The sequence below is a fragment of the Streptomyces sp. NPDC048254 genome, assembly GCF_043201895.1.
Lineage (GTDB): Bacteria > Actinomycetota > Actinomycetes > Streptomycetales > Streptomycetaceae > Streptomyces.
Genome location: NZ_JBICZJ010000022.1, coordinates 180228 through 200126 on the forward strand (window position 1 = coordinate 180228; position 19899 = coordinate 200126).

Here is a 19899-nt window from a genome sequence, read left to right on the forward strand (position 1 = left end):
ACCACCAACGCTCCATGGAGAACCTCCCCATGCACGACCCGCACGACGAACTCCCCACCACCCAGCAGGCGATGACGACCACCGCTACCCAGCCAGCAAGGTATGCCGCTGGACCGTCCAAGGACCGGTCCAACGAGGCAGCCTCCGCCCCGGGGGTGGCGGAGGCCCTCGGGCACCAGGGGGTGCCCGAGGGGGAACAGCCCGTCGATACCGCCGCCGTTCCGCTGACGCGAGCCGCCGACGCCGCCGCGCTGCACCGCGTCGCCCGACGCCGCCAGCGCAAAGACACCCAGCGCAAGGAGCGTGTCGACGTGCGCTACAGCGTCGACGAGAAGGCCGACATCCTCCGCACGGCCAGGTCGCTGAACATCACCGGCGCCCACTACGTCGGTGCCGTCGTCATGGCCCACGTCCACGGCGACCTCGCCCTGCCCGGCCAGCGCACCCCGATCGACGACTACATCGACGAGCTGACCGCCCTCCGTGGCGAGGTCGCCAAGATCGGCCACAACATCAACCAGATCGCCAGGAAGCTCAACTCTGGTGGTCATTCACACCCTGGGGACCCCGCCCTCTTGAGCCAGGTCGACCGCACCCTGGACGTGGTCAGCACCACCGTCCGCCACATCGCGGCAGCCACAAACCAGGCAGCCGCCAAGAAGACGGCCTGATGATCGCGAACATCCGAAGCGGCAAGGAAACCGCCGGCCTCATCCGGTACCTGTTCGACACGAAGAGGGCCAAGGACCACACAGACCCGCATCTGGTCGCCTCCTGGGACGGCTTCGCCCCCGACCCAGGCCGATCCGAGGACGTCGACGCCACAAGGAACCTCTTGGTGGCGGACCTGGACCTGCACGTCAAGCAGGCCACACGGCTCGGCCGCGCTCCCGAGCGACACGTGTGGCACTGCTCGGTACGCGCCGCACCCGAAGACCGCATCCTCAGCGACGAGGAGTGGGCCGACATCGCCCGCCGGATCGTCGCCGCCACCGGCATCGCGCCGGACGGCGACCCGGACGGCTGCCGCTGGGTCGCCGTCCGCCACGCCCCCGACCACATCCACATCGCCGCCACCAAAGTCCGCCGCGACATGCGCACCGCCCGCCACTGGAACGACTACGTCACTGCCGACCGCGAACTCGCCTCCATCGAGAAGGAATACGGCCTGCGGCAAGTCGTACGCGGTGACCGCACCGCCGCGAAGCGCTCGACCCGCGCCGAGCAGGAAAAGGCCCACCGCCAAGGCCAGCAGAAGCCCGCCCGAGAACGTCTGCGCTCCACTGTCCGCACCGCAGTAGCCGCTGCCACCAGCACCGAGGAGTTCGTACACCTGCTGAGCCACGTCGACGGAGTGCTCGTCGAGGTCGTGCACTTCCCCTCCGGCGACGTACGCGGCTACAAGGTCGCCTGCGAAGACACCACCACCGCCAGCAACGAGCCCGTCTGGTTCTCGGGCTCCGAACTCGCCCTGGACCTGTCCTTCCCCAAGATCCGCGAGCGCCTCGAAGCCACCGCCACGCAGCCCATCGACCAGCCGGGCCGGCGCAGGCCCAACTCCTGGCACCAGGCCACCGCCGCCACCGAGCGCATCCCCCACCACCTCGACCAGGCCGACGATGAAGCCGCCCAGGCCCACCTCGCCGCATTCGGCGAAGCCCTGGACGCCCTCCCCCTCCTCGCACCCACACCCATCCGCTCTCAGCTCCGAGAGGCGGCCACCAAATTCGAGCGCGCCACCCGCTCGCGCATCCGAGCCGATCACCACCACGCCCGCGCTCTTCGCGGCGCCGTGCGGGCCATGCTCCGCGAGACTGCCCCCAGGGACGGAGCTGCCCTGGCGATGTTCCTCGACGCCGCGATCCTCGTTGTCATCGCCGCCACCCGCTGGCACCAGCTCCGCCACCACGATCAGCAAGTTGCAGCCGCCCATCAGGCCGTGATCCACCTCCAGGCGGCCTACGACCAGGTGGCTGCTGCGCCCCTAGCCGCCCTGGCCCAGCGCCGACCGCCGCAGCAGGCGGTCGAGCGGCACGTCCACGTCATCCGACGGTCCGTGCCCGAACACGCGGAGCAGGTGCTGGAGGACGCGGCCTTCGACGCCCTCGCTGCCACACTCGCCGAGGCCGAGGCCGCAGGACACGACCCCGAGCAACTCCTCCAGCAGGCCGCCGATCAGCGTGCCCTGGACGATGCTCGCCACCCGGCACGGGTCCTGACCTGGCGTGTCCAGCGTCTCAGCGCAAGGCCAGCGCCGAGCGCACGCGCCCGTGCAGCGCAGGCCCGCAGCGCAGCATGGCGCCCCGGCGAACCGATACCGGCGGCAACAGCTGCCCTGCCCCCGCAGGCGCCGCACGTTCGACGACGCTGATCACACCCGCTCGGACAACCTAGGGGTGAGCAGCTCCAGCGCTTCCTCCCACCGGTAGCGGTCGGCCCCTCCGCCGGCCTTCGGCCGGTGCGGCTCGTACGAACCGATCAGGACGCCCATCTCGCGGAGCCGGTCGAGGCTCTGTCCGTATGCGGGGTGGGCGGCCTGTGCCGAGTTCACGTACGGCAGGACGGCGGTGGGGATGCCGAAGCCGTACGCCTCGCACAGGATGCCCAGGGCGAGCGTGTCGGATATCCCTGCGGCCCACTTGTTGACCGTGTTGAAGGTGGCCGGGGCCACCGCGATGGCGTCGGCGGGCGGCAGCGGGCGGGGATCGCCGGGGGAGCGCCATGCCGAGCGGATCGGGTAGCCGGTCTGGGTCTCGATGGCCGTCGCGTCCATGAAGCCCAGGCCCTGCGGGGTGGCGATGACGCCGACGTCCCAGTCCGCCTCCTGGGCGGCCCTGATCAGCTTGCCGACGTCGCCGGCGACTCCGGCCGCGCACACGACGACGTACAGGAACGGCTTCTTGGTCTGCTGGTCGGGCTGGTCGCTCACGCAGGGACTCCCAGTTGACAGGTGAAGTGGTGCAGTGCAGGCAGCGTACGGCGGCGATCGCGAGCTGCCATGTCGGCGACCAGCTCCCGGACAGCGGGGCGGCGGATGTCCTGGGCCGCGCAGCTCTCGGCAATGCGCAGCGCCTGGTAGCCGTCGGCGAGGCGGCCCTGCTGGCTGTAGGCGCGGGCGGCGTCGACCCACAGGGCGGCACGGCGCTCGGGGACCGGGATGTGCCGGCGCATGAGCGGCCGGGCTGCTTCCAGGGCGATGCCTGCGTCACCGAAGGAGACGGCCGCGCTGACCTGGTGGAGGGCAACGTTGGTGGGGCTGAAGTTCGCCCAGGCGTCGGGCCGGTCGAAAGCGACGTAGCGAGCCACCTCTCGGGCTTCGGTGAGGAAGTCCTCGGTGGTGCCGCGGTCTCCGTTCCTGCTGGCTGCGGTCGCCCCACGGAGCAGCAGCAGGCCAACTGCTGCCAGGTAGCGCGGCGGCCGCTGATCGTAGGAGCCGGTGAGCTGATTGGCGGTGTGGCGGATGATGTTCACGGCCTGCGAGGTGTGCTTCTCGCGGACGAGGACGTGGGCGTGAACGCGGACGCTGGCGGCGAGGACGACGGGGTCCCCGGACCGCTCCGCCTCGGCCATGGCGCGACCGGCCGCGAGCCAGGCGTTGCCCTGATCAGCCCGCTTCAGCAAGAGGCTCACTGACGTCTGGTACGCGGTCGCGAGCAATCCGGACGCCTCAGCCGTGCCGGACGAGCCACCGGCTTCCTGGCGCAGGTCGGCGATCAGCCCCGGCAGGGTGCGCTCCAACTCCGTGTAGTCGCACGTGCAGAACAACCGCCGCACGGCCCGTGTCCGATCGCGCAGCCCATTGATGTCCAAAGCTTGGCCCGTGGCCTCTGGACTCGTACCGGGCAGCAGGACCTGAACCAGATCGTGGTGGGCTGCGGCGGGCGAAGGCGGAACCGCGAGCGCGGCCACGCCCGCGGCAAGGAAGGTACGGCGGTGCATGTCCTCTGCCTCAAGGTCCGAGGTGCTGGTACTCGACGCGGCAGCGAGGCCAAGGCGGTGCAGCGGAATGTCCAGTGCTTGTGCGACCTCGCGCAGCATGCGGACATCATCGGTACCCCGGCCACTCTCCAGGCGGCTCACCTTCGACTGGTGATACCCCAGTGCGGCGGCGACGTCTTTTTGCGAGCGCCGCTGTAACACGCGTGCCTGACGGATCACTTCGCCGATCCGTCTCGCCTCGTTCTGTGCCTCGGCCATCTGTGCCACGGCTCCTCCTGCCGTCGCCGATCCTGCCTGCTCAACGGAGCGTATCCGAGGGGCGATTGGCCGTGATGCAGCTCCTGCATAAGTGATGCAGCCCCGGCACATGGCCTGGCTCCGCTTGCGCTTGGCGCGGTTGCGTGGAGGAGCCGCACCGATCCAGGAGGTCTCTCATGGAAGTGCACCAAGTCCGTTTTCCCGTTTCCGGCACACCTGCTGCCGCTGCGTCCGCGCGGCGGCAGCTCGCGGGCGCGATACGGAACTGGGATGCGTTCCTGGGGCCGGAACTCCTGGACACGGCGGAGCTGGTGGCCGCCGAACTGATCGCTAACGCGGTGCGGCACGCGGGAAACGGGCCGATCTCGGCCGGCGCGCGCCTGAGCGCCGCACGTCTGCTGATCGAGGTGACAGACACCAGCCCCGACGTCCCGCAGGTCGGTCTGCCCGAAGCGGACGAGGAAGGAGGACGCGGCCTGTTCCTCGTCGCCGCGCTCGCGGATCGCCACGGATTCGATCAGGTGCCACGAGGCAAGCGCTGTTGGGCCGAGTTCAAGGTCAGCGCACCGTGCCAGCCCCCACAACACCTTCCCCTGCAGAGGAGTTGACTGTTGACAGCCGTACGGATTCCCCCAGTCGCAGCCGAAGTAGTCGCCATCCGGCCCGGCAGCCCCCTTACCGGCTCCGTCGGTGTCGACGGGTCTAAGAACGCGGCCTTGCCACTGCTGGCCGCCGCCGCGGCCATGCACCGACCGGTGCATGTGGGCAACGTTCCGAGCAACACCGACGTCGAGACCATGCTCACCCTGCTTCAGCAGGCCGGCTGGCACACGGCCCGCCCCGTCAGTGATCCGCACACCGTGGTGATCCTGCCGAGCGACAGAATCCAGTCGGGCCCTGATCCCGAAACCGCCGCCCGCATCCGGGCCTCGTACTACCTCGTACCCGCGCTGCTGGGCGCATACGGGCGAGTCCGACTTCCCTGGCCTGGCGGCTGCCGAATCGGGGAACGCGGGATGGAGCAGCACTTCAAGGTCTACGAGCGCTTCGGTGACCGCACGACCGTCGACGACCACGGCTACCTCGTAGAGGCAGCATCCGCCCCGACCGGAACGGTTTCGATCATGCTGCCCTTCCGCTCACGGGGCGCGAGCATCGCCGCTCTCCTGCGCGCGGTCGTAGCCGGACGGCCGCTGCGTCTTGGCCAGCCCAACCTGTCACCGGAAGTGCTCAGCATCGTCGAAGCGCTGCAGGTGGCCGGATGGGAATGCCGGGTCAGCGAGTCCGTCCTAACGCTCGCGCCGCACCCTGCCGCCCCCACGGAAACCATCACCTGGAGGGTTCCGGGCGACAAGATCGAGGCCGGAACACTGGCCTGTGCGGTCGCGGCGACCGGCGGCGACGCGCGCATCTGCGGCGTGCGCGGCGATGACGTCGCTCCTCTGGTCGCCGCCCTGCGATCGCTCGGTGTACCCGCCGACACCGAGGACGACATGCTCGCCGTGCAGGCCCGGGACGCCCACCCCGCCGACAAGCCACTGCGAGCCATCGCCTCCCTCTCCCCTGGCGGTCTGGACGCTGACTTCGAACCACCGCTGATTGCGTTTGCCCTCTCCCGCCCCGGCACCCATCTGTTCGCTGACACCATCAACCCGGGCCGCCACGGCAACCTCTTGCCCCAACTCGCTCGCCTGGGTGCCGAGTTCCACGAGCTCTCCCCCACCGAGTGCCGCTTCACCGGCCCGCAGCAGCTGACCGGCGCCGGGGTGGAGGCCACCGACATCCGCACGGGCTCTGCCCTGCTCATCGCCGGCCTTACCGCTCGTGGCGTCACCACCCTCGGCGGGCTCGAACAGCTCCGCCGCGGCCATGCCGACCTGCCCACCAAGCTGCACGCCCTCGGCGCCGACATCTGCGAGGTCACTCCATGACCCGACAGCTGCGGCAGATCATCGCCACGACCGATGTGCATTCCGCCTTCGACTCGGCCACGGCGATGCTCGCTCACCTCCACACCGCCAGGGCCGACAGCCTGATCGTGGACTGCGGTGACTTCTTCGAGGGCAGCGGTTTCTACCGCTTAGGCAAGGGCCGGATCGAGCACCAGGTCCTCGCTGGCCTCTACGACCTGCTCGCACCGGGTAACCACGGCTGGCTGCACTACTTCGAACCAGCGCTGCACGAGATGACCCTGTGCGCCAACGCGGTCGACGAGAACGGCAAGCCCCTCTTCGACCGCGTACGCATCAAGCGCATCGGCGGCCGTCGAGTGGCCGTCACCGCGGTGATCGGGCCGCAAGCGTTCAACGCGGTTCCCGTCGACCAACGCGCAGGCCATCAGGTCTCCGATCCGGCCCAGGCCCTGCGGAAGGTGATGCTGGAGCACCATCACTGCGCCGACGCCTGGATCGTGTTGTCCCACTCCGGCTTCGACGAGGACCTGAAGCTCGCCGCCGCGTGCCCGTTCGCGGACGTCATCTTCTCCGGCCACTGTCACAGCGACACCTACGGCCCCGTGCACATCGGCGACACCCTCGTCGTCAAGGGCTTCGAACTCGGCCTCGGGTACGCCACCGCAGAGCCCGTCGGCAGCAGCTGGGCCGCCCGCGCGTGCGCCTTCCCGGACTCGGCCGCGATCCCCGAGGGCCTCACCGCACTGCATGACGAGATCACCCTCGTGGCACGGACGCTGACGAACCCGCTCGGCACAGTGAACGAGCCGTACCGCAACACCCCGTTGGACCGATGCCACCTCCTGACCGAGATCGCCGGCCGACTGCACTCCGGTCTCGGTGCGGACGCGGTCATCCTCAACGAGACCGCCCTACGTTCTACCCCGCTCGGCCACACCTTGACCCTCGGCGACCTGCTGTCCATCGAGCCCTTCGACAACCAGCTCGTCCACGCCTTCCTCCCCGACGAGTACGTCCAGGGCCACGACAAGCTGCTCGACCACCTCACCGAACGCGTAGGTCCGCTGGTCATCACTCCGAAGCCCCTGCCGTCGGCGATACGCAGCGTGCTGACCACCGACTACCTCGCCGACAGCTACCTCGGCGGACGTACGCATCAGGCCGGACTACGTCTGGGGCAGGTCGCGCGAAGTGTCCTGGCCACGCCCTTCCCCTCCACCGCTGGCCTCATCGAAGGAGGCGAACAATGATCCTCACCGGACCCGAGATCACCGCCGCGAACCACGATGGCCGCCTGGTCATCAGCCCCTTCGAGCCGGACCAGGTCAACCCCAACAGCTACAACGTTCGCCTCGGTCCCACACTGCTGACCTACACCGCCGCAGAGATCGACGCCCACCGCACCAACCCCACCCACGAGGTCGAGATCGACCACGGCGGATACGTACTCCAGCCCGGCGAGCTCTACCTCGGCCACACCATCGAACACGTCGGCTCCGACACCTTCGTGCCGCTGCTGTTCGGCCGCTCCTCCGTCGGCCGCCTGGGCCTGTTCGTCGAGATCACCGCCCCGATCGGAGACATCGGCTTTCACGGCCAGTGGACGCTGATGCTCTCCCCCGTCCGCCCATTACGCGTCTACGCGGGCATGAAGATCGGGCAGATCATGTTCTTCCTCTCCACCGGTGCCATCGACCTCTACCGCGGCAAGTATCAGGCCGCCGTGGGCCCCCAACCGTCGGCGTACTGGCGCGACGTCACAAAACTTCGGACGGTGACTTCGTGATCCTCACCGGCCCCGCAATCGCCGCCGCCGTCCAGACCGGCGAGATCACCATCGAGCCGTACGACCCCGCCCGGCTTTCCCCGAATGCCTACGACTGGCGTCTCGGCGACATACTCCGCGTCTGCGACGGTGCCCTCGACGCCGCCAGCCCTACCGCATTCATCGAGCAGCCCATCCCGGTCACCGGGCTGGTGCTGCAGCCCGAGACTCTCTACCTCGGCGTCACGCTGGAGAAGACCGGTTCGGAGGCGTACGCACAGATACTCAACGGCGACCGCACCATCGGCGCCCTCGGCATCTGGGTCCACGTCTCAGCCCCGCTCGGACACCAGGGCCACGCCATCCGCTGGACCCTGGAAATCCGGGCTGCCCGGCCCGTGCGCGTCTACCCGGGGATGACCTTCGGAAAGCTCGTCTTCCTCACGGCGTTCGGCTCCCCGGTCAGCTACCAGCAGCAACCCGCCAAGTACGCCTCAACAGAAGGCATCGACATCTCTCGTCTCTACGAAGAGATTCCCGGAGGTGTCCTGTGAGCTCCCGCTCAGCCACCGGGCCGCTGGTCGCCACCGTCCTGGACCTGCCCGCCGGAAGCCCCGGCGGCAGCGTCGAACTCTTCCTTGACCTCTACACTGGCGACCGCCCCCTCATCCCTGCACGCGCGTTCATGCTGGGCCCGTCGAGTCCCAGATACCCTCTCCCCGCCGGGCTCGACCTGCTGCCCGTGTCGGGGAAGTGCCTGGAGGGTTCCGCCTTCGGTCGCTACGTCTCAGCCCTGCGCAGGGCTCTCACGATGGCGATCGACCCGGCCCAGATCGGCGTACTGCACCTGCAGCACCTCGCCTTCGGTGCCGCTCCCGCCCTGATGCGGGCGCTCCCCCTGCATCCCCGCATCGCCTTGGTTCATGGCACGGACCTGATCTTCGCGGAGGCCCATCGCGACCAGCTCCAGGTTCTGCGCGAAACCGCCAGAGCAGCCGACGCGATCGTCGTTTCGACGGGAGCAATGGCCGACCACCTCCTCAAGCTCGCCCCACAGATCGACCGCCGAAAGATCACCCGTATCCCCTGGGGCATCCCCGACCACCTGCTCACCGATCCACCGCCTCGCCCCACCCGCACGTCCTCCAGCCACCTCCGCCTGCTGTACGCGGGACGACTGACCGCCGAGAAGGGCGTCGAGGCCCTGGTCAAGAGCGTGGCCCCGGTGCCGGGTGTCGAGCTGAGCATCGCCGCCCCCAGAGCTCAGTTCCATGCCCTGGCCCCGCTACTGCAACGGGCCGGCGTCAGAGCCCGCTACCTCGGCTGGCTCAGCCGTCCCCAGCTGTGGAGAGCGTTCAGCGAGCATGACGTACTGGTCATGCCGTCAACCACCCTGGAGGCCATGGGCCTGGTCGCGCTGGAGGCCCAAGCCTGTGGTCTGCCCGTCCTCTACCAACCCGTTCCCGGCCTCAGCGAAGCCCTCGCCACCTCCGGCGTTGCCACCGACTTCACCCACTCTGCCGCCCTGGCTCGTGACCTCGACCGGCTGCGCACCTCCCCCGGCCTGTTGCCCGCCCTACGGCAGGCGGGCTACGCGAACGCCGCGCGCTTTCCGCTCTCGGCGACCGCACGGTCTCTGACCGAGCTCGGCCGCCAACTCGCCTGAACGGCCCTCCGAGCGGTCCGCCACGCCGCTGCCCGGGCCGCTCCGTGAACGTCACTACGCTGGCCGGCGGGATGCCCCGGCGAAGAGGGAGACCATGACGTACGACATCGACCGCATCGAAGCCCTGCTCGACGAGGGCGTCCGCGACAAGGTGTACCCCGGCGCCGTGTGGGCCGTCGGCGACGCCGCTGGCATCCGCGCCCAAGGCACCGCCGGCGTCCTCGATCCCGACGAGCCCGACGTGTCGATGCGCGCCGACACCGTGTTCGATGCCGCCAGCCTCACCAAGATCCTCGCCGTCTGGTCATGCATCGGCGCTCTGTGGGAGGACTGCGCCCTCGACCTCGACCAGCCGCTCGGCACCTTCTGGCCGGAGGTCTCCGGGCAGCCCCTCGACGCCGTGACCACCCGCCAGCTACTGACACACACGGCTGGCCTTCCCTTGCGTGCCCAGCTGAAGAACCTCTACGGCACCAACAAGGAGGACATCCGCCGAGGCGTGCTGCACGAGCAACTCCACCGGCCACCAGGCGAGGCCGTCGAGTACACCGACCGGGCCGCCCTCATCCTCGGATACCTCGCCGAGCACGTCGCTGGCCACAGCCTGGAACAGCTCGCCACGGAACGAAACTGGCAGCCGCTCGGCATGGACTCCACGCGCTTCGGGCCACTGCCCGACGCTGTCGCCGCCCGGTGCGCGCCGACCGAGCTTGACCAGGAAACCGATACCCACCTCAAGGGCATCGCCCACGACTTCTCCGCCCGGCTCCTGGGCGGAGTGTGCGGCATCGCCGGCGCGTTCACGACTCTCGACGATCTCGTCGTCCTCCTGCGTTACATGCTGGATGCAGCCACTGCCCCAGGGCGAGCCGGGTTCGGCCCCGCCTGGACCGGTGCGTCGCTCACGATCCAGACGGGCGCCCTACAACCCGCGCGCGGATTGTTCTGGCACCCTGCCCCCGGCACCGACGCCGACGCCGACATCTGGGTCCACTACGGCTTCACCGGCACCGGCATGTGGATCTCACCCCGCCAGCAGCGGTGGGCAGTGCTGCTGACCAACAAGCTCTACTACACGCGCGACCGCCAGCCTCTGACAGACATCCGCAACGCGTTTCGCGGGCTCGCCTTCAGTTGAGGCAACCAGGACCGGCGTTGAGCCCTGCAGGCGCTCCACGGCACAGTCCCCACAGCGTTACTTGCCGCACACGGTAGATCACGAGCATCGCGTCTCCCGCTCGGCACGGTCGGTGCACCACTTGGTCGGCTCTGTCAGTGATGGGTGGTAAGCCTGTTCTTCAGCCAATCAGCTCAGCGCCGCCCCAGGGCAACCGCCCAGTCGGCGCTGGCGCCTGCACCATGCGGATCGACACCGCACTTCACTGACGGGAGCACCATGCTCGACTTTCACGAGTTGACGCCGGACGGCGAGGGCCTGGAGCAACTAGTCCGAGAGCTGGCTCTGGCCCTCGGCTACAGAGCCAAGTGGTCCGGCCGCGGGGCAGATGGCGGACGCGACCTTCTCCTGGAAGAACTGGGCGATGCCCTGCTCGGGGCAAAGACACGGAAGTGGGTGATCTCGTGCAAGCACATGGCCCACGCCAAGGATGGTGCGGGGCGCTCAGTCAACGGTGAAGACGTTGGGAGCATCGGTGGAATCGTGGACGCTGTTGCACAGCATGACGCCGACGGCTTCCTCCTCGTTTGCTCTACTCAGCCCTCAAGCGCTCTAGTCTCCAGACTGGAATCGATCGAGCGGACCAAAGGCATACACACCCACGTGTGGGACGGAGTGGAGCTCGAACGCATGCTCGCGACTCCCCGGGGTTGGGCGGTGGCCCAGCGGTTCTTCCCGGTCAGCGCCGAAGCCAGCGGGTGGAAGGTCTTCGCCACCAGCGAGCCAAACCGGTTCATCGGGATCACCCGCGGCTTCTACCTCCGTGTCGCCAACCGACATGGAAGCGCAGTTGGATTCCCACTCAGCTGGATCGACGAGCGCCTGGATAAAGTCGCCTCGATCACATTGCCCGTCGGGCACGAGATTCGCCCCCGGGGTGTCTTCTACGACGACAAGCACGGCGGATTCGTCTGGTACCTCGACTACTTGCATGGCTACCGCAGTTGGCGGCCCGAGGAGATCGAGCCGCCCATGAACGAGTACACATTGCGCCAGCAGCTCGGCGACGATGGCGTCTCCTACGACGACGGTCAGTTCGACAACTTCGAGATCACCTTCAGGAAAGTCGACCGAGGGCACGACGCCTACGACGCAGACCATTACCGGTACTACGAGAGCGTCCCCGGCTACGTCTAGGCCACTGTGCCGGCGGGGCACTGAACGTACGCAAGCGAGGTCAGCGAAAACTGACTTTCAGCCGGCTCTCCTTACGTGACGCCTTGCACGCAGGTGGGCGTCCGATGCTGGAGCGGTTGAGGTATCCGACTCGTACCTAGCCCATACACCCTCAAGACGCTATGCTCCGGTCAGGCGATCACGCTCGCCGTTACGCCGGACCTGGGTGCCTCCCGCAACTACCCAGGGTGGAGGGCGCAAAGTGCCGTCGGGCGCGCGTGATCGACTGTCGTTCCTCCTAGAGGGCGCAGTGGGCGGGAGCACTGACGCGCGCCCGCCGGGAGCCGAAACATGACGCTCGACAGGGATATCACCACACTCGCACGCCGTATCCGGCGCGAGTCTGAGGACGTCATCTCCTTCCACCAGGCACGGTTGACCGCCGCAGGTGAGTTGGGCGGACTCCCCGTCCACACCATGACGCCCAAGAAGCGGGTCTCGCTCCGCGTCCAGTACACCGGGGAAAGCAAAGCCGCCGCCCAATCCGCGATCAGCGGCGACACCCGCGGACTGGGCCTGGACCACTGCTCGGACGACCAGCGCGCCTTCCGGGCTCTACTGGCGCTCGCGCTTTTCAACAGCAGCATGTACACCGGTCCGACGGCGAGGTGGAACTACTCGGTTGTCGCATCGTACGACCCGGTGATGTCGCCGCGCAGGGACCAGCTGGTGATCGTGGCGGAGCGCGCCCCGGAAAACGTGGCCACCCGGCTGCTGTCCACCGAGGGGGTCGACTCTCGCGGCGTCCCCGGCCTGCGGCACGAGGTCAGCTATACGTGCCATGGGAGGCGCTCCCTCGGCCTGCGTCATCTGCCCACCGGTGCGCTGCTGATCATCACCGGTGACCCGGCCGGATGCCCACGCGGCAACAGGCGCAGCCTCGTGCCCCAACGCCCCTTTCTCACGCCGGACCACGACCTCACCGCGCACGAGCGCCGCGCGCTGGCAGCGGTCCCCCCGATCTCGGTGGACGCGACCGCTCTGCTGGCAGGTCTCGTTTCCCGCTACAACCTGGTTGACCGGCGTGGCCATTGGGCAACCAGCCTGTCCTGGGACCCTCTGGAGCGCCCCGAAGTCGAACGCCGGAAGGAACCGGAAGTGGTCCACGGGGCCGAATACCAGCTCTGGGGCGCCGGCGACTCATGGGCGTTCCGCTGGACCGGCTATCCCGAATCCCGCGACCTGGCTCTGGCCCTGACCCATCGGGAAGCCGGTGTCAAAGGCGCGAGCATTACCCGCCACGGTGGCACCTACCGTGTGGTGCTTGGCACCGCCTCGCTCGACCTGTGCGATGGGAAGGGCTGATCCATGCCGTTCCTCACCGACAACCCAGGGTCCGCACCTGTGCTGGTGGCTGCCGTTGTCCTCGGAGTCCTCCGCTTCATGTTGCCGAGGGACTCCCACCATCGCCTGGAGCTTTGGAAGGCCGTCCTCGAACACCGGCGTCAACGTTGGCAGGTGACGGAGCGCCGCCGCAAGATTGGAAGGTCAGGCAAGACGGGCCAACCAGATCTTCCTGCTGAAGTAGAGCGAGACGGTGGTCACCGATCAGCTCAGCAAGGGTGAGTAAGGGAACCAAGGCCCGGTAATGAAGCTGACACCGCGTTCCCGTTGCACGAGCTAAGTGCGGGTCTACAAACAGCACGAGACTCCTTATAGACCAGCCTGACACCTCTGCCGCTCCGCCGTCCGATCGGCTGAGGTTCGCGGCCGGAAGAAGGGGCCTCCTTCGGCGCATCACGTGGGAGCCATCTGGGAGCCGACCCACTCCCCAAGCCCTCCCTAAACCACGCGAGGCCCACCGACCCCAACCCCCTGACCTGCGGCAAAGCCAAACAGGCAGGTCTCGATCTTGACCGAACCTCATTCGGGACGAAGAGGTCGTGGGTTCAAATCCCGCCACCCCGACGCTGGTCAGAGGGCCAATCGCATGATGGCGATTGGCCCTCTGTCGTGCTCGGGGGGCCAAACAGGGGGCCAAACGAATTTGATCAGGCCACCGCGTCGCCCTCTTCCGAGTCGTCTACCCCCTTCCCTTCCTGGTCTTCGGCGAAGATGTCATCCATGGCTTCGGCCCCCTCCGTGATCACGGGCCGGAGTTGCTTCCAGTAGACCGCCTGCTCTCCGACCACGGCATCCCGCTGGAGCGCATCGCGCTCCTGTTCGGCCACAGCAGCCAAGCCACCACAGAAGCCTTTTCCTGCGGACGCCAAACAGGATGGGTAGCGTCCGGCCACCCTCCGCTACCAAGGGCACGTTTCCGCAGGTCAAAACGGCTCTTGACATGGGGCCGGTTGCGGACGCCGCCCCCTCCGGAAACAACGAAGAGACCGCCCGTCCGGCCGGGGTGGCCCCTTCGTTCCAGCGCCTGTCCGACGGGTCGGGTCACCGACCCCGCACCCGACAGCAATATCACCCGAATGGCGCAACATGACGTGCCACCCACATGGGTGAAGATCAAGCTGACTAGTGCCCCAACCGAGGCAATCCGTGAAAGGGAAACCAAATGCGCATTCGACGAATCCTCGCCGCCGTCATCGCCACGGCAGCCCTCGCCGGACTCGGCCTCACAGGCGCCGCCACCGCCGCCGCCACCGCACAGGGTGCCCGATCCTACGTAACCCCTTCTGAGTGCAGGCAGGGCGGCGGAACGCCCGATCTGACGGACAACCTCTGCAAGGGCGGTACGCACAACGGGGAGCAGGTCGACTGAACCCACAAGGCGCCCCGCAGCCACGCGCCGCGGGGCGCTCCCGCCCGGCGGAGATCGCGGAGTTGGGAGCCGTACGACCTCACCGCCGGCACTCTCGTCGTCCTCCCTGGGGGAGAGCCCCACGCGGGGGCGGGCGTTGTGAACCGCACGGCCGTAGTCGGGGTCACCGTCAGCCACGCCGTGGAGCGGCCGGAGCCAAGGCAGGCGACAGCCGTCGGCGGTCGGGCCGGCCGGCGGCGTCCGCGTCGGTCAGCGGGTGCGGAGACTGCTGGTGTACACGTCCGTACGGTTCTGTGGTGCGCCGGAGTGGGTCTCGGTGAGTACCGCCCGTACACCGTTGCCGTCTGCCACCAGGCCTTGGTAGTCGCCGAGGAAGTAGCCCCCGGAGAACGGCGCCTGCAGCCAGTCGAAGACCCGCGAGATCCGTCGTTCGGTCCGGAGCTTCGGGTCTCCGTGCCGCAGCGTGGCCAGTTGGTAGGCGGTGGGCAGGGTGGTGGTGTTGCCGGGCCTGAGGAAGCGCAGGTCGTAGTAAGTGAGCGCGACCGTGCCCTGCTCGGCGACCGCGATCGACGGTGAGAAGGCCGGAACGCCCTTGGGGCTGATCAGCTCCGGGGTCCCCCAGGTGCGTCCGCCGTCGGTGGACCGCACAAGCTGGACGGAGTCGAACTTTCCACCGGAGAAGTCCGAGCCCTCGTAGGCCATGTACAGCGTGCCTGTCCTGGGGTCGACGGCCGGGCTCGGCAGGGTGGCCGCGGCGCGCAGCGGTTTGGTGGGGTCGTTCGGGTCGACCTCCGGTACGGACGTGTCCCGGGCCACGGTGACCGGGGCACTCCAGGTCTGTCCGGCGTCGGTCGAGGTGACCACCTCGTAGCGGGCTTCGACGACGGTGCTCAGGTCGTCGGAGTAGGTGATCCGGTCGAAGAAGTCGTACAGGGTGCCGGTGCGCCGGTCGGCGACGATCAGATGGCCGATGGTCTGGGTGTCGGGCACGGTGCTGGTGTCGACGAACGGCCGGGCCCTGCTCCAGGTGCGGCCGCCGTCGCGGGTGAGGGAGATGTAGCCGGGACCGTCGAGGGAGCTGGGGCCGGGTGGGTCGTTGTCGAGGCGGTTCCAGACCTGGTAGGCGGTGCCCTTGCGGATCGGGTCGGCGGTGAGTGAGGGCTTGTCGTTGAAGAACGGCTGCTCGTCGACGTGCGTGGTGGTGAGGTTCTGCCAAGTGCGGCCGCCGTCGGGGGAGGTGACTGCCAGGAGGGCGCTGCGCGTGCTCTTCGTGAAGTCGACGCCCTCCCCGCTCGCGTAGACGGTGCCGTCCGGTCCGGTGCTCACCCAGGGGTCGGAGGCCCGTTCGAAGTCCGCGCCGTCGGGGGCGCACAGGCTGAACGGCAGCGTGCTCTGGTGGAAGGTGTGGCCGTCCGTGGTCCAGCCGGCCGCCAGGCCACGGGCGCCGCCGTCGTTCCAGCGGTCCTGCTGGAACACGGTGACCACGCGCTTGGAGTCGCGCGGATCGACGGACAGGTACGGCTCGACCTCGGTGGCCGGGTAGACGATGCTGTCGGGGGACCTCGCTCCGATGGTGCACTTCGCGTACGGGTCGCCCTGGGACACCTTGACCAGCGGGGTGTCGTCGGGTTTCCGGTCTGCTGCGGCGGGAGTCGTGCCGGTGACCGTGACGAGCAGGAGCGCGGCGGTGGTGACGGCGGTCAGGGGCAGGAAGACGCGCATGCGGGATCTCCTCCGGGCCTGTCGGCCGGGGTACGGGACCGCCGACATCGGGGCGGCCTGGGGCGCGGAGGCGTACCGGAACGCGAGGGTGGGGCGACTCCGCTTGGTCCGTTTCGGCGTTGCAGCCGGTACCCTTGATGGGCCGAACGACGGAGTCATCCCCGGGGTCCGGGGTCGTCGAGGAGCACGGCGGAGCCGACCGGCGGGTGCACCGTGCCGGTCGGCTCCTTGGTCGTGCTGTTGCTGTTACGGCGCCGTCTCGTAGGTCCCCGGAGAGGGCCGTGGGCCGCGTGCGGTCGGCGATGCCGGCGGGGTCGGCCTTGACTCAGACGGGTTGGAGCGGGGGATGAGTCAGGGCATCGGCAAAGGGCCACCTCGACGCTGACAGCGGCGCGATCATCGCCCGCGCCAGAAGGAAGACTCCATCACCGTCGGCACATCCAGGCTCGAGGCCGGCGGAACTGCTCGTTCTTCTGCGCCTGTTCAAGACCTACCGAGTGTCAACAACGCTCGTGATCAATACAGCTGGGAAATCCGAATCAATACAGCCGACACGGCCGAGGCCGTTCAGGACGGCGGCGAGCGCGGTGTTCAGGACAGCGCGGACCGTCTCGAAGCGGTGATGGCCCTGGCTTCGAGACAGTCGGCGTCCGCCATCGCGAGTGCCGCGGTGTCGAGACGGGCGCGGGCGATCCACCCGACGGTGGACCGGGTGCCGTCACTCCGTACCCACCGCGCCGGGTGCGCCGGCCCGACCTAGCTGCCCAGCCGTGCGCCGACCGGTCAAGTGATCGCCTGCGAGGTCCCGTCAGGCAGCGTGCAGGACTCGCCGGCGTAAGGGCGTGAAACGATCTGTCCGCCGGCGGCCGTGCAGTCGTCTCTGGAGATGTTCGGAGACGAGGCGGCCCCGGCGCTGACAGCACCGACGGCGCTCACGCCGGCAAGGGTTGCCGCGGCCAGGGCGAGGCCCAGGATTCTTCGCACGCGCATGGCTTCCTCCTCCTCTCAGGCGCCTTCGTTCGGCCTTCGGGAAGGACAAGTCTCAAGACGACGGCGCCCTCTTACTCAGCATGGGCGCTCCGCATGAGGCCCGCGAGGCGAGGCCGGGCGCCGCGCCCGGGCGGTGACTGCCCGGCCCCGGAGAGGCATGACGTCACCGACCTCGACCGGCCGCATCGGTACGCCGCGTGCGTGCCGGTACACCGCGTGCGTGCCGGTACGCCGTGTGCGTGCCGGTACGCCGCGTGCGCGTCGTTAGGAGCGGGGCGACGTCGATGTCCTTGGCGTCGAGACCGCCTACCGGGGCCGCGTTGTGTCCGGGCAGGCCGGGAGTTGAGGAGGAGACGGGCCGTACCTGTCTCCGACCGGTGCCGGCGGGCGGCTGCCGCGCGCGGTCCTCTAACGCGGTTCGTGGGCCGCCGCCCGGCAGGCACCGGTCGCGGCGCCGCCCGCCACTCCGGCCCCGGTCAGCCCGGTCACACAACTCTGCAGGTCTCCGACCACGCCACGGCTGCAGGCCGCTGTGACGGAGTCGGAAGCGGTGGCACCGGCCAGTTCGGCCATCTTTGTGCAGGCGGGGATGTCCGCCCGGACCGCGGGAGCGGCGAGGACCGCACCACCGAGGGTGAGGGTCAGACCGGTGAGGGCACCGGCGATACGGGTCGACGTGCGCATGGGATGCACCTGCCTTCCGGGTCGGTCGCGCGGTCCTGGTCCCGGCGGGCCGGATCCACGCGGTAAGGCCGCCTGGCGACGCTCGGTGAGTGGTGCCCCGGGCCGGCGGGCTCACAGACTGACCGCACGATTCCGCGTCGCATCCATCGAGCCGCACCGGGACATGGTCGTCAGGCCGAAGGAGAGGGCCCCGGACCGGATGAGACGCACTCGGACCTCCACTCGCGGGCCCCTCACTCCAGCGTCGCACCCTCTCCCCCGCCCGTCCTGGGCATCCGGGGGGCGGCCGCGCTGAGTGACTGCGATTGCGCGAAGCGCGGTAGCCGGCCCGTCCGGCCGACCAGGTGGATCGGACGGCCCAGCGTCCCGCCCGGCCGGTCCCCTGCACACCGCCGGGCGCGGCTCGGCCGGGGCGGCGGCCGGCCTTCGCTTCCCCGCGAGGCGCTGGGCCGCCACTGCGGTGGCGCTTCACGGCGAGCGCCGATGGGAGGCCAAGGTGTCGCCGGGGGGAGCGAAGCCCGGCCGGGCCGTGAGGGCGGCGCGGCCTATGCCGGTCTCCGGCATGTCGCCACAGCGGACCGGGACGCTGTGGGCGCGGGTGGCCGCTTTCGCAAGCTGGGTCGGTCTTCGGAGCGAGGATGCGACTCAGACGGTCCGTATCGAAGACGCCCGCTGTCGACCGGGGGCAGGCCCCCCAATCATCAACTCTGGGCCGTCTATGGGCCGTCCGATGTCCCACGAGGCCGGCCGACGACGACCGGCAGTGCCAGTCGAGTCACCGGCACGCCCGTGATCGCCATGGGCGGATTCTTTCTGTGGGTCGGGCCCTTCCTGCGTCTCCGGTGATCGTTTGAGAGAGGCATCCGGGCCTGCACGTCAGCTAGTTCGGCCCTGGGTCGCATCCGGCACACGCTTCATGCTGAGCGATGAGTTCGGGCGGCGGATCGGGTCCGCCCTGGCATGACTCGCATCATCGCTGACATCTCGGTCTCTCTCGACGGCTTCGTCACCGGGCCCGACCCCGGCCCGGACAACGGTCTGGGCACCGGCGGCGAGGCCCTGCACACCTGGGCGTTCTCCGACGACCCGGACGACCACCGGTTCCTGCGCGAGGGGACCGCTCGCTCGGGCGCCGTCGTCCTCGGCCGCCGCCTCTTCGACATCGTCGACGGCCCCAACGGCTGGGACGACACGATCGGCTACGGCGCCGGCGAGGTCGGCAAGCCCGCGTTCGTCGTCGTGACGAGCTCGCCGCCGCAGTCAGTGCGGCTCACCGGCCTCGACTGGACGTTCGTCACCACCGGTCTGCACGACGCCGTCACCGCCGCGCGCGAGCGCGCCGAGGCGGCGTCGTCGGCCAGCGGCAAGGACCTGGACGTCGTCCTCATGGGCGGCGGCGCCACGGTCGGCGCGGCGCTCGACGCCGGCCTGGTCGACGTGTTGTCGCTGCACCTCGCGCCCGTCGTGCTGGGCACCGGGACACCCCTGTTCACCGGCGGAACGCCTCGCACACTGGTCCAGCGGAGCGTGACCTCGACATCGACCGCGACACACCTGACCTACGACGTCCTCTGACGACGTCGACCCAGCCGTCGACGATCCCGGGCCGATCGAGTGGCGGGGTGGCGGGGTGGCGGACCCCTCGACTGGAACATCGCCCCGTACTCACCCCGGCCACGGCCCACTTCTGCTGCTTCGGCTCTGGGACGGGCTGGTCAGGACCTCGGGTTGACCACCGTCGCTCCGGCCCCCGCCGGAACGAGGTGGTCGGCGGCGGCGAGCACCGTCAGGGTGATTGCCGGCTGGACGTACAGACGCCTGCCCACGGCGATCGGCAGGCTCTCGGCCGCGGTCACGACGGTCACCTCTCCTGCCGTACCTCGGGTGCCACGTACG

At 69.2% G+C, this 19899-nt stretch carries 20 protein-coding genes and 1 pseudogene; 14 read left to right on the forward strand and 7 right to left on the reverse strand.

What is annotated here, in order from left to right; genetic code table 11:
• Positions 1–29 precede the first annotated feature (29 nt).
• Together mobC and ACGFZQ_RS43305 are read left to right on the forward strand one after the other, a co-directional pair.
• Entirely contained in the window at positions 30–671 is a 642-nt protein-coding gene (mobC, locus tag ACGFZQ_RS43300) for a plasmid mobilization relaxosome protein MobC (RefSeq protein WP_393845068.1), read from the forward strand.
• Positions 671–2371 carry a relaxase/mobilization nuclease domain-containing protein gene (locus ACGFZQ_RS43305; protein ID WP_393845048.1) on the forward strand — a complete coding sequence of 567 codons (1701 nt, stop codon included), beginning with the start codon at positions 671–673 and terminating at the stop codon, positions 2369–2371. Before mobC ends, ACGFZQ_RS43305 begins: the two co-directional genes overlap by 1 nt.
• Here ACGFZQ_RS43305 and ACGFZQ_RS43310 read toward each other — a convergent pair whose 3' ends face one another.
• A complete protein-coding gene (locus ACGFZQ_RS43310; protein WP_393845049.1) occupies positions 2372–2929 on the reverse strand; it encodes a flavoprotein in 558 nt (185 codons plus the stop codon).
• Positions 2926–4197, reverse strand: coding sequence for a helix-turn-helix domain-containing protein (locus ACGFZQ_RS43315; protein ID WP_393845069.1), 1272 nt, complete (start codon positions 4195–4197; stop codon positions 2926–2928). The genes ACGFZQ_RS43310 and ACGFZQ_RS43315 overlap by 4 nt, the downstream gene beginning before the upstream one ends.
• Before the next feature lie 176 nt (positions 4198–4373).
• Here ACGFZQ_RS43315 and ACGFZQ_RS43320 point away from each other — a divergent pair, with 176 nt between their 5' ends.
• The 9 genes from ACGFZQ_RS43320 (at position 4374) to ACGFZQ_RS43360 (ending at position 13199) form a co-directional block, all read left to right on the forward strand.
• Positions 4374–4805, forward strand: a complete 432-nt coding sequence (locus tag ACGFZQ_RS43320) for an ATP-binding protein (protein ID WP_393845050.1) — start codon at positions 4374–4376, stop codon at positions 4803–4805.
• 3 nt (positions 4806–4808) lie between these two features.
• Complete coding sequence (locus tag ACGFZQ_RS43325; protein WP_393845051.1) at positions 4809–6128, forward strand: UDP-N-acetylglucosamine 1-carboxyvinyltransferase; 1320 nt, start codon at positions 4809–4811, stop codon at positions 6126–6128.
• A complete protein-coding gene (locus ACGFZQ_RS43330) occupies positions 6125–7360 on the forward strand; it encodes a metallophosphoesterase (RefSeq protein WP_393845052.1) in 1236 nt (411 codons plus the stop codon). The genes ACGFZQ_RS43325 and ACGFZQ_RS43330 overlap by 4 nt, the downstream gene beginning before the upstream one ends.
• Positions 7357–7896: a dCTP deaminase gene (gene dcd, locus ACGFZQ_RS43335; protein ID WP_393845053.1), complete on the forward strand. Its 540-nt coding sequence runs from the start codon at positions 7357–7359 to the stop codon at positions 7894–7896. The genes ACGFZQ_RS43330 and dcd overlap by 4 nt, the downstream gene beginning before the upstream one ends.
• Positions 7893–8429: a deoxycytidine triphosphate deaminase gene (locus tag ACGFZQ_RS43340; protein WP_393845054.1), complete on the forward strand. Its 537-nt coding sequence runs from the start codon at positions 7893–7895 to the stop codon at positions 8427–8429. The genes dcd and ACGFZQ_RS43340 overlap by 4 nt, the downstream gene beginning before the upstream one ends.
• Positions 8426–9541 (forward strand): glycosyltransferase family 4 protein, encoded by a 1116-nt coding sequence (locus tag ACGFZQ_RS43345; RefSeq protein WP_393845055.1) that lies wholly within the window; start codon positions 8426–8428, stop codon positions 9539–9541. Before ACGFZQ_RS43340 ends, ACGFZQ_RS43345 begins: the two co-directional genes overlap by 4 nt.
• A 94-nt stretch (positions 9542–9635) precedes the next feature.
• The gene (locus ACGFZQ_RS43350) at positions 9636–10679 is read left to right on the forward strand and encodes a serine hydrolase domain-containing protein (protein WP_393845056.1); all 1044 of its coding nucleotides are present in this window, start codon (positions 9636–9638) and stop codon (positions 10677–10679) included.
• A gap of 258 nt (positions 10680–10937) precedes the next feature.
• Complete coding sequence (locus ACGFZQ_RS43355) at positions 10938–11855, forward strand: restriction endonuclease (protein WP_393845057.1); 918 nt, start codon at positions 10938–10940, stop codon at positions 11853–11855.
• Positions 11856–12185: 330 nt separating this feature from the next.
• Positions 12186–13199, forward strand: coding sequence for a hypothetical protein (locus ACGFZQ_RS43360; RefSeq protein ID WP_393845058.1), 1014 nt, complete (start codon positions 12186–12188; stop codon positions 13197–13199).
• Positions 13200–13885: 686 nt separating this feature from the next.
• On the opposite strand, the gene ACGFZQ_RS43365 is transcribed toward ACGFZQ_RS43360, so the two are convergent.
• Positions 13886–14065, reverse strand: a complete 180-nt coding sequence (locus ACGFZQ_RS43365; RefSeq protein ID WP_393845059.1) for a hypothetical protein — start codon at positions 14063–14065, stop codon at positions 13886–13888.
• Positions 14066–14400: 335 nt separating this feature from the next.
• Here ACGFZQ_RS43365 and ACGFZQ_RS43370 point away from each other — a divergent pair, with 335 nt between their 5' ends.
• Both ACGFZQ_RS43370 and ACGFZQ_RS43375 read left to right on the forward strand, forming a co-directional pair.
• A complete protein-coding gene (locus ACGFZQ_RS43370) occupies positions 14401–14607 on the forward strand; it encodes a hypothetical protein (protein WP_393845060.1) in 207 nt (68 codons plus the stop codon).
• Between the two features lie 54 nt (positions 14608–14661).
• Positions 14662–14820, forward strand: a pseudogene (locus ACGFZQ_RS43375) (GntR family transcriptional regulator); the annotation flags it as partial.
• A gap of 36 nt (positions 14821–14856) precedes the next feature.
• Here the strand turns inward: ACGFZQ_RS43375 and ACGFZQ_RS43380 are convergent.
• The 3 genes from ACGFZQ_RS43380 to ACGFZQ_RS43390 form a co-directional block, all read right to left on the reverse strand.
• Positions 14857–16329, reverse strand: coding sequence for a sialidase family protein (locus tag ACGFZQ_RS43380; protein WP_393845061.1), 1473 nt, complete (start codon positions 16327–16329; stop codon positions 14857–14859).
• Positions 16330–17112: 783 nt separating this feature from the next.
• Positions 17113–17319, reverse strand: a complete 207-nt coding sequence (locus tag ACGFZQ_RS43385) for a hypothetical protein (protein ID WP_393845062.1) — start codon at positions 17317–17319, stop codon at positions 17113–17115.
• A 408-nt stretch (positions 17320–17727) separates the two neighbouring features.
• A complete protein-coding gene (locus tag ACGFZQ_RS43390; protein WP_037648659.1) occupies positions 17728–18003 on the reverse strand; it encodes a hypothetical protein in 276 nt (91 codons plus the stop codon).
• A gap of 960 nt (positions 18004–18963) precedes the next feature.
• Here ACGFZQ_RS43390 and ACGFZQ_RS43395 point away from each other — a divergent pair.
• Positions 18964–19578 carry a dihydrofolate reductase family protein gene (locus tag ACGFZQ_RS43395; protein WP_393845063.1) on the forward strand — a complete coding sequence of 205 codons (615 nt, stop codon included), beginning with the start codon at positions 18964–18966 and terminating at the stop codon, positions 19576–19578.
• Positions 19579–19718: 140 nt separating this feature from the next.
• Here ACGFZQ_RS43395 and ACGFZQ_RS43400 read toward each other — a convergent pair.
• On the reverse strand, positions 19719–19899 hold a 181-nt coding region (locus tag ACGFZQ_RS43400; RefSeq protein WP_393845064.1), incomplete at its 5' end, for a hypothetical protein.

Coding starts and splice junctions, on each gene's coding strand:
- ACGFZQ_RS43350 (WP_393845056.1), top strand. CDS start 9,636: ATGACGTACGACATCGACCGCATCGAAGCCCTGCTCGACGAGGGCGTC.
- ACGFZQ_RS43370 (WP_393845060.1), top strand. CDS start 14,401: ATGCGCATTCGACGAATCCTCGCCGCCGTCATCGCCACGGCAGCCCTC.
- ACGFZQ_RS43390 (WP_037648659.1), bottom strand. CDS start 18,003: ATGCGCACGTCGACCCGTATCGCCGGTGCCCTCACCGGTCTGACCCTC.
- mobC (WP_393845068.1), top strand. CDS start 30: ATGCACGACCCGCACGACGAACTCCCCACCACCCAGCAGGCGATGACG.
- ACGFZQ_RS43395 (WP_393845063.1), top strand. CDS start 18,964: ATGACTCGCATCATCGCTGACATCTCGGTCTCTCTCGACGGCTTCGTC.
- dcd (WP_393845053.1), top strand. CDS start 7,357: ATGATCCTCACCGGACCCGAGATCACCGCCGCGAACCACGATGGCCGC.
- ACGFZQ_RS43355 (WP_393845057.1), top strand. CDS start 10,938: ATGCTCGACTTTCACGAGTTGACGCCGGACGGCGAGGGCCTGGAGCAA.
- ACGFZQ_RS43305 (WP_393845048.1), top strand. CDS start 671: ATGATCGCGAACATCCGAAGCGGCAAGGAAACCGCCGGCCTCATCCGG.
- ACGFZQ_RS43360 (WP_393845058.1), top strand. CDS start 12,186: ATGACGCTCGACAGGGATATCACCACACTCGCACGCCGTATCCGGCGC.
- ACGFZQ_RS43330 (WP_393845052.1), top strand. CDS start 6,125: ATGACCCGACAGCTGCGGCAGATCATCGCCACGACCGATGTGCATTCC.
- ACGFZQ_RS43380 (WP_393845061.1), bottom strand. CDS start 16,329: ATGCGCGTCTTCCTGCCCCTGACCGCCGTCACCACCGCCGCGCTCCTG.
- ACGFZQ_RS43385 (WP_393845062.1), bottom strand. CDS start 17,319: ATGCGCGTGCGAAGAATCCTGGGCCTCGCCCTGGCCGCGGCAACCCTT.
- ACGFZQ_RS43320 (WP_393845050.1), top strand. CDS start 4,374: ATGGAAGTGCACCAAGTCCGTTTTCCCGTTTCCGGCACACCTGCTGCC.
- ACGFZQ_RS43315 (WP_393845069.1), bottom strand. CDS start 4,197: ATGGCCGAGGCACAGAACGAGGCGAGACGGATCGGCGAAGTGATCCGT.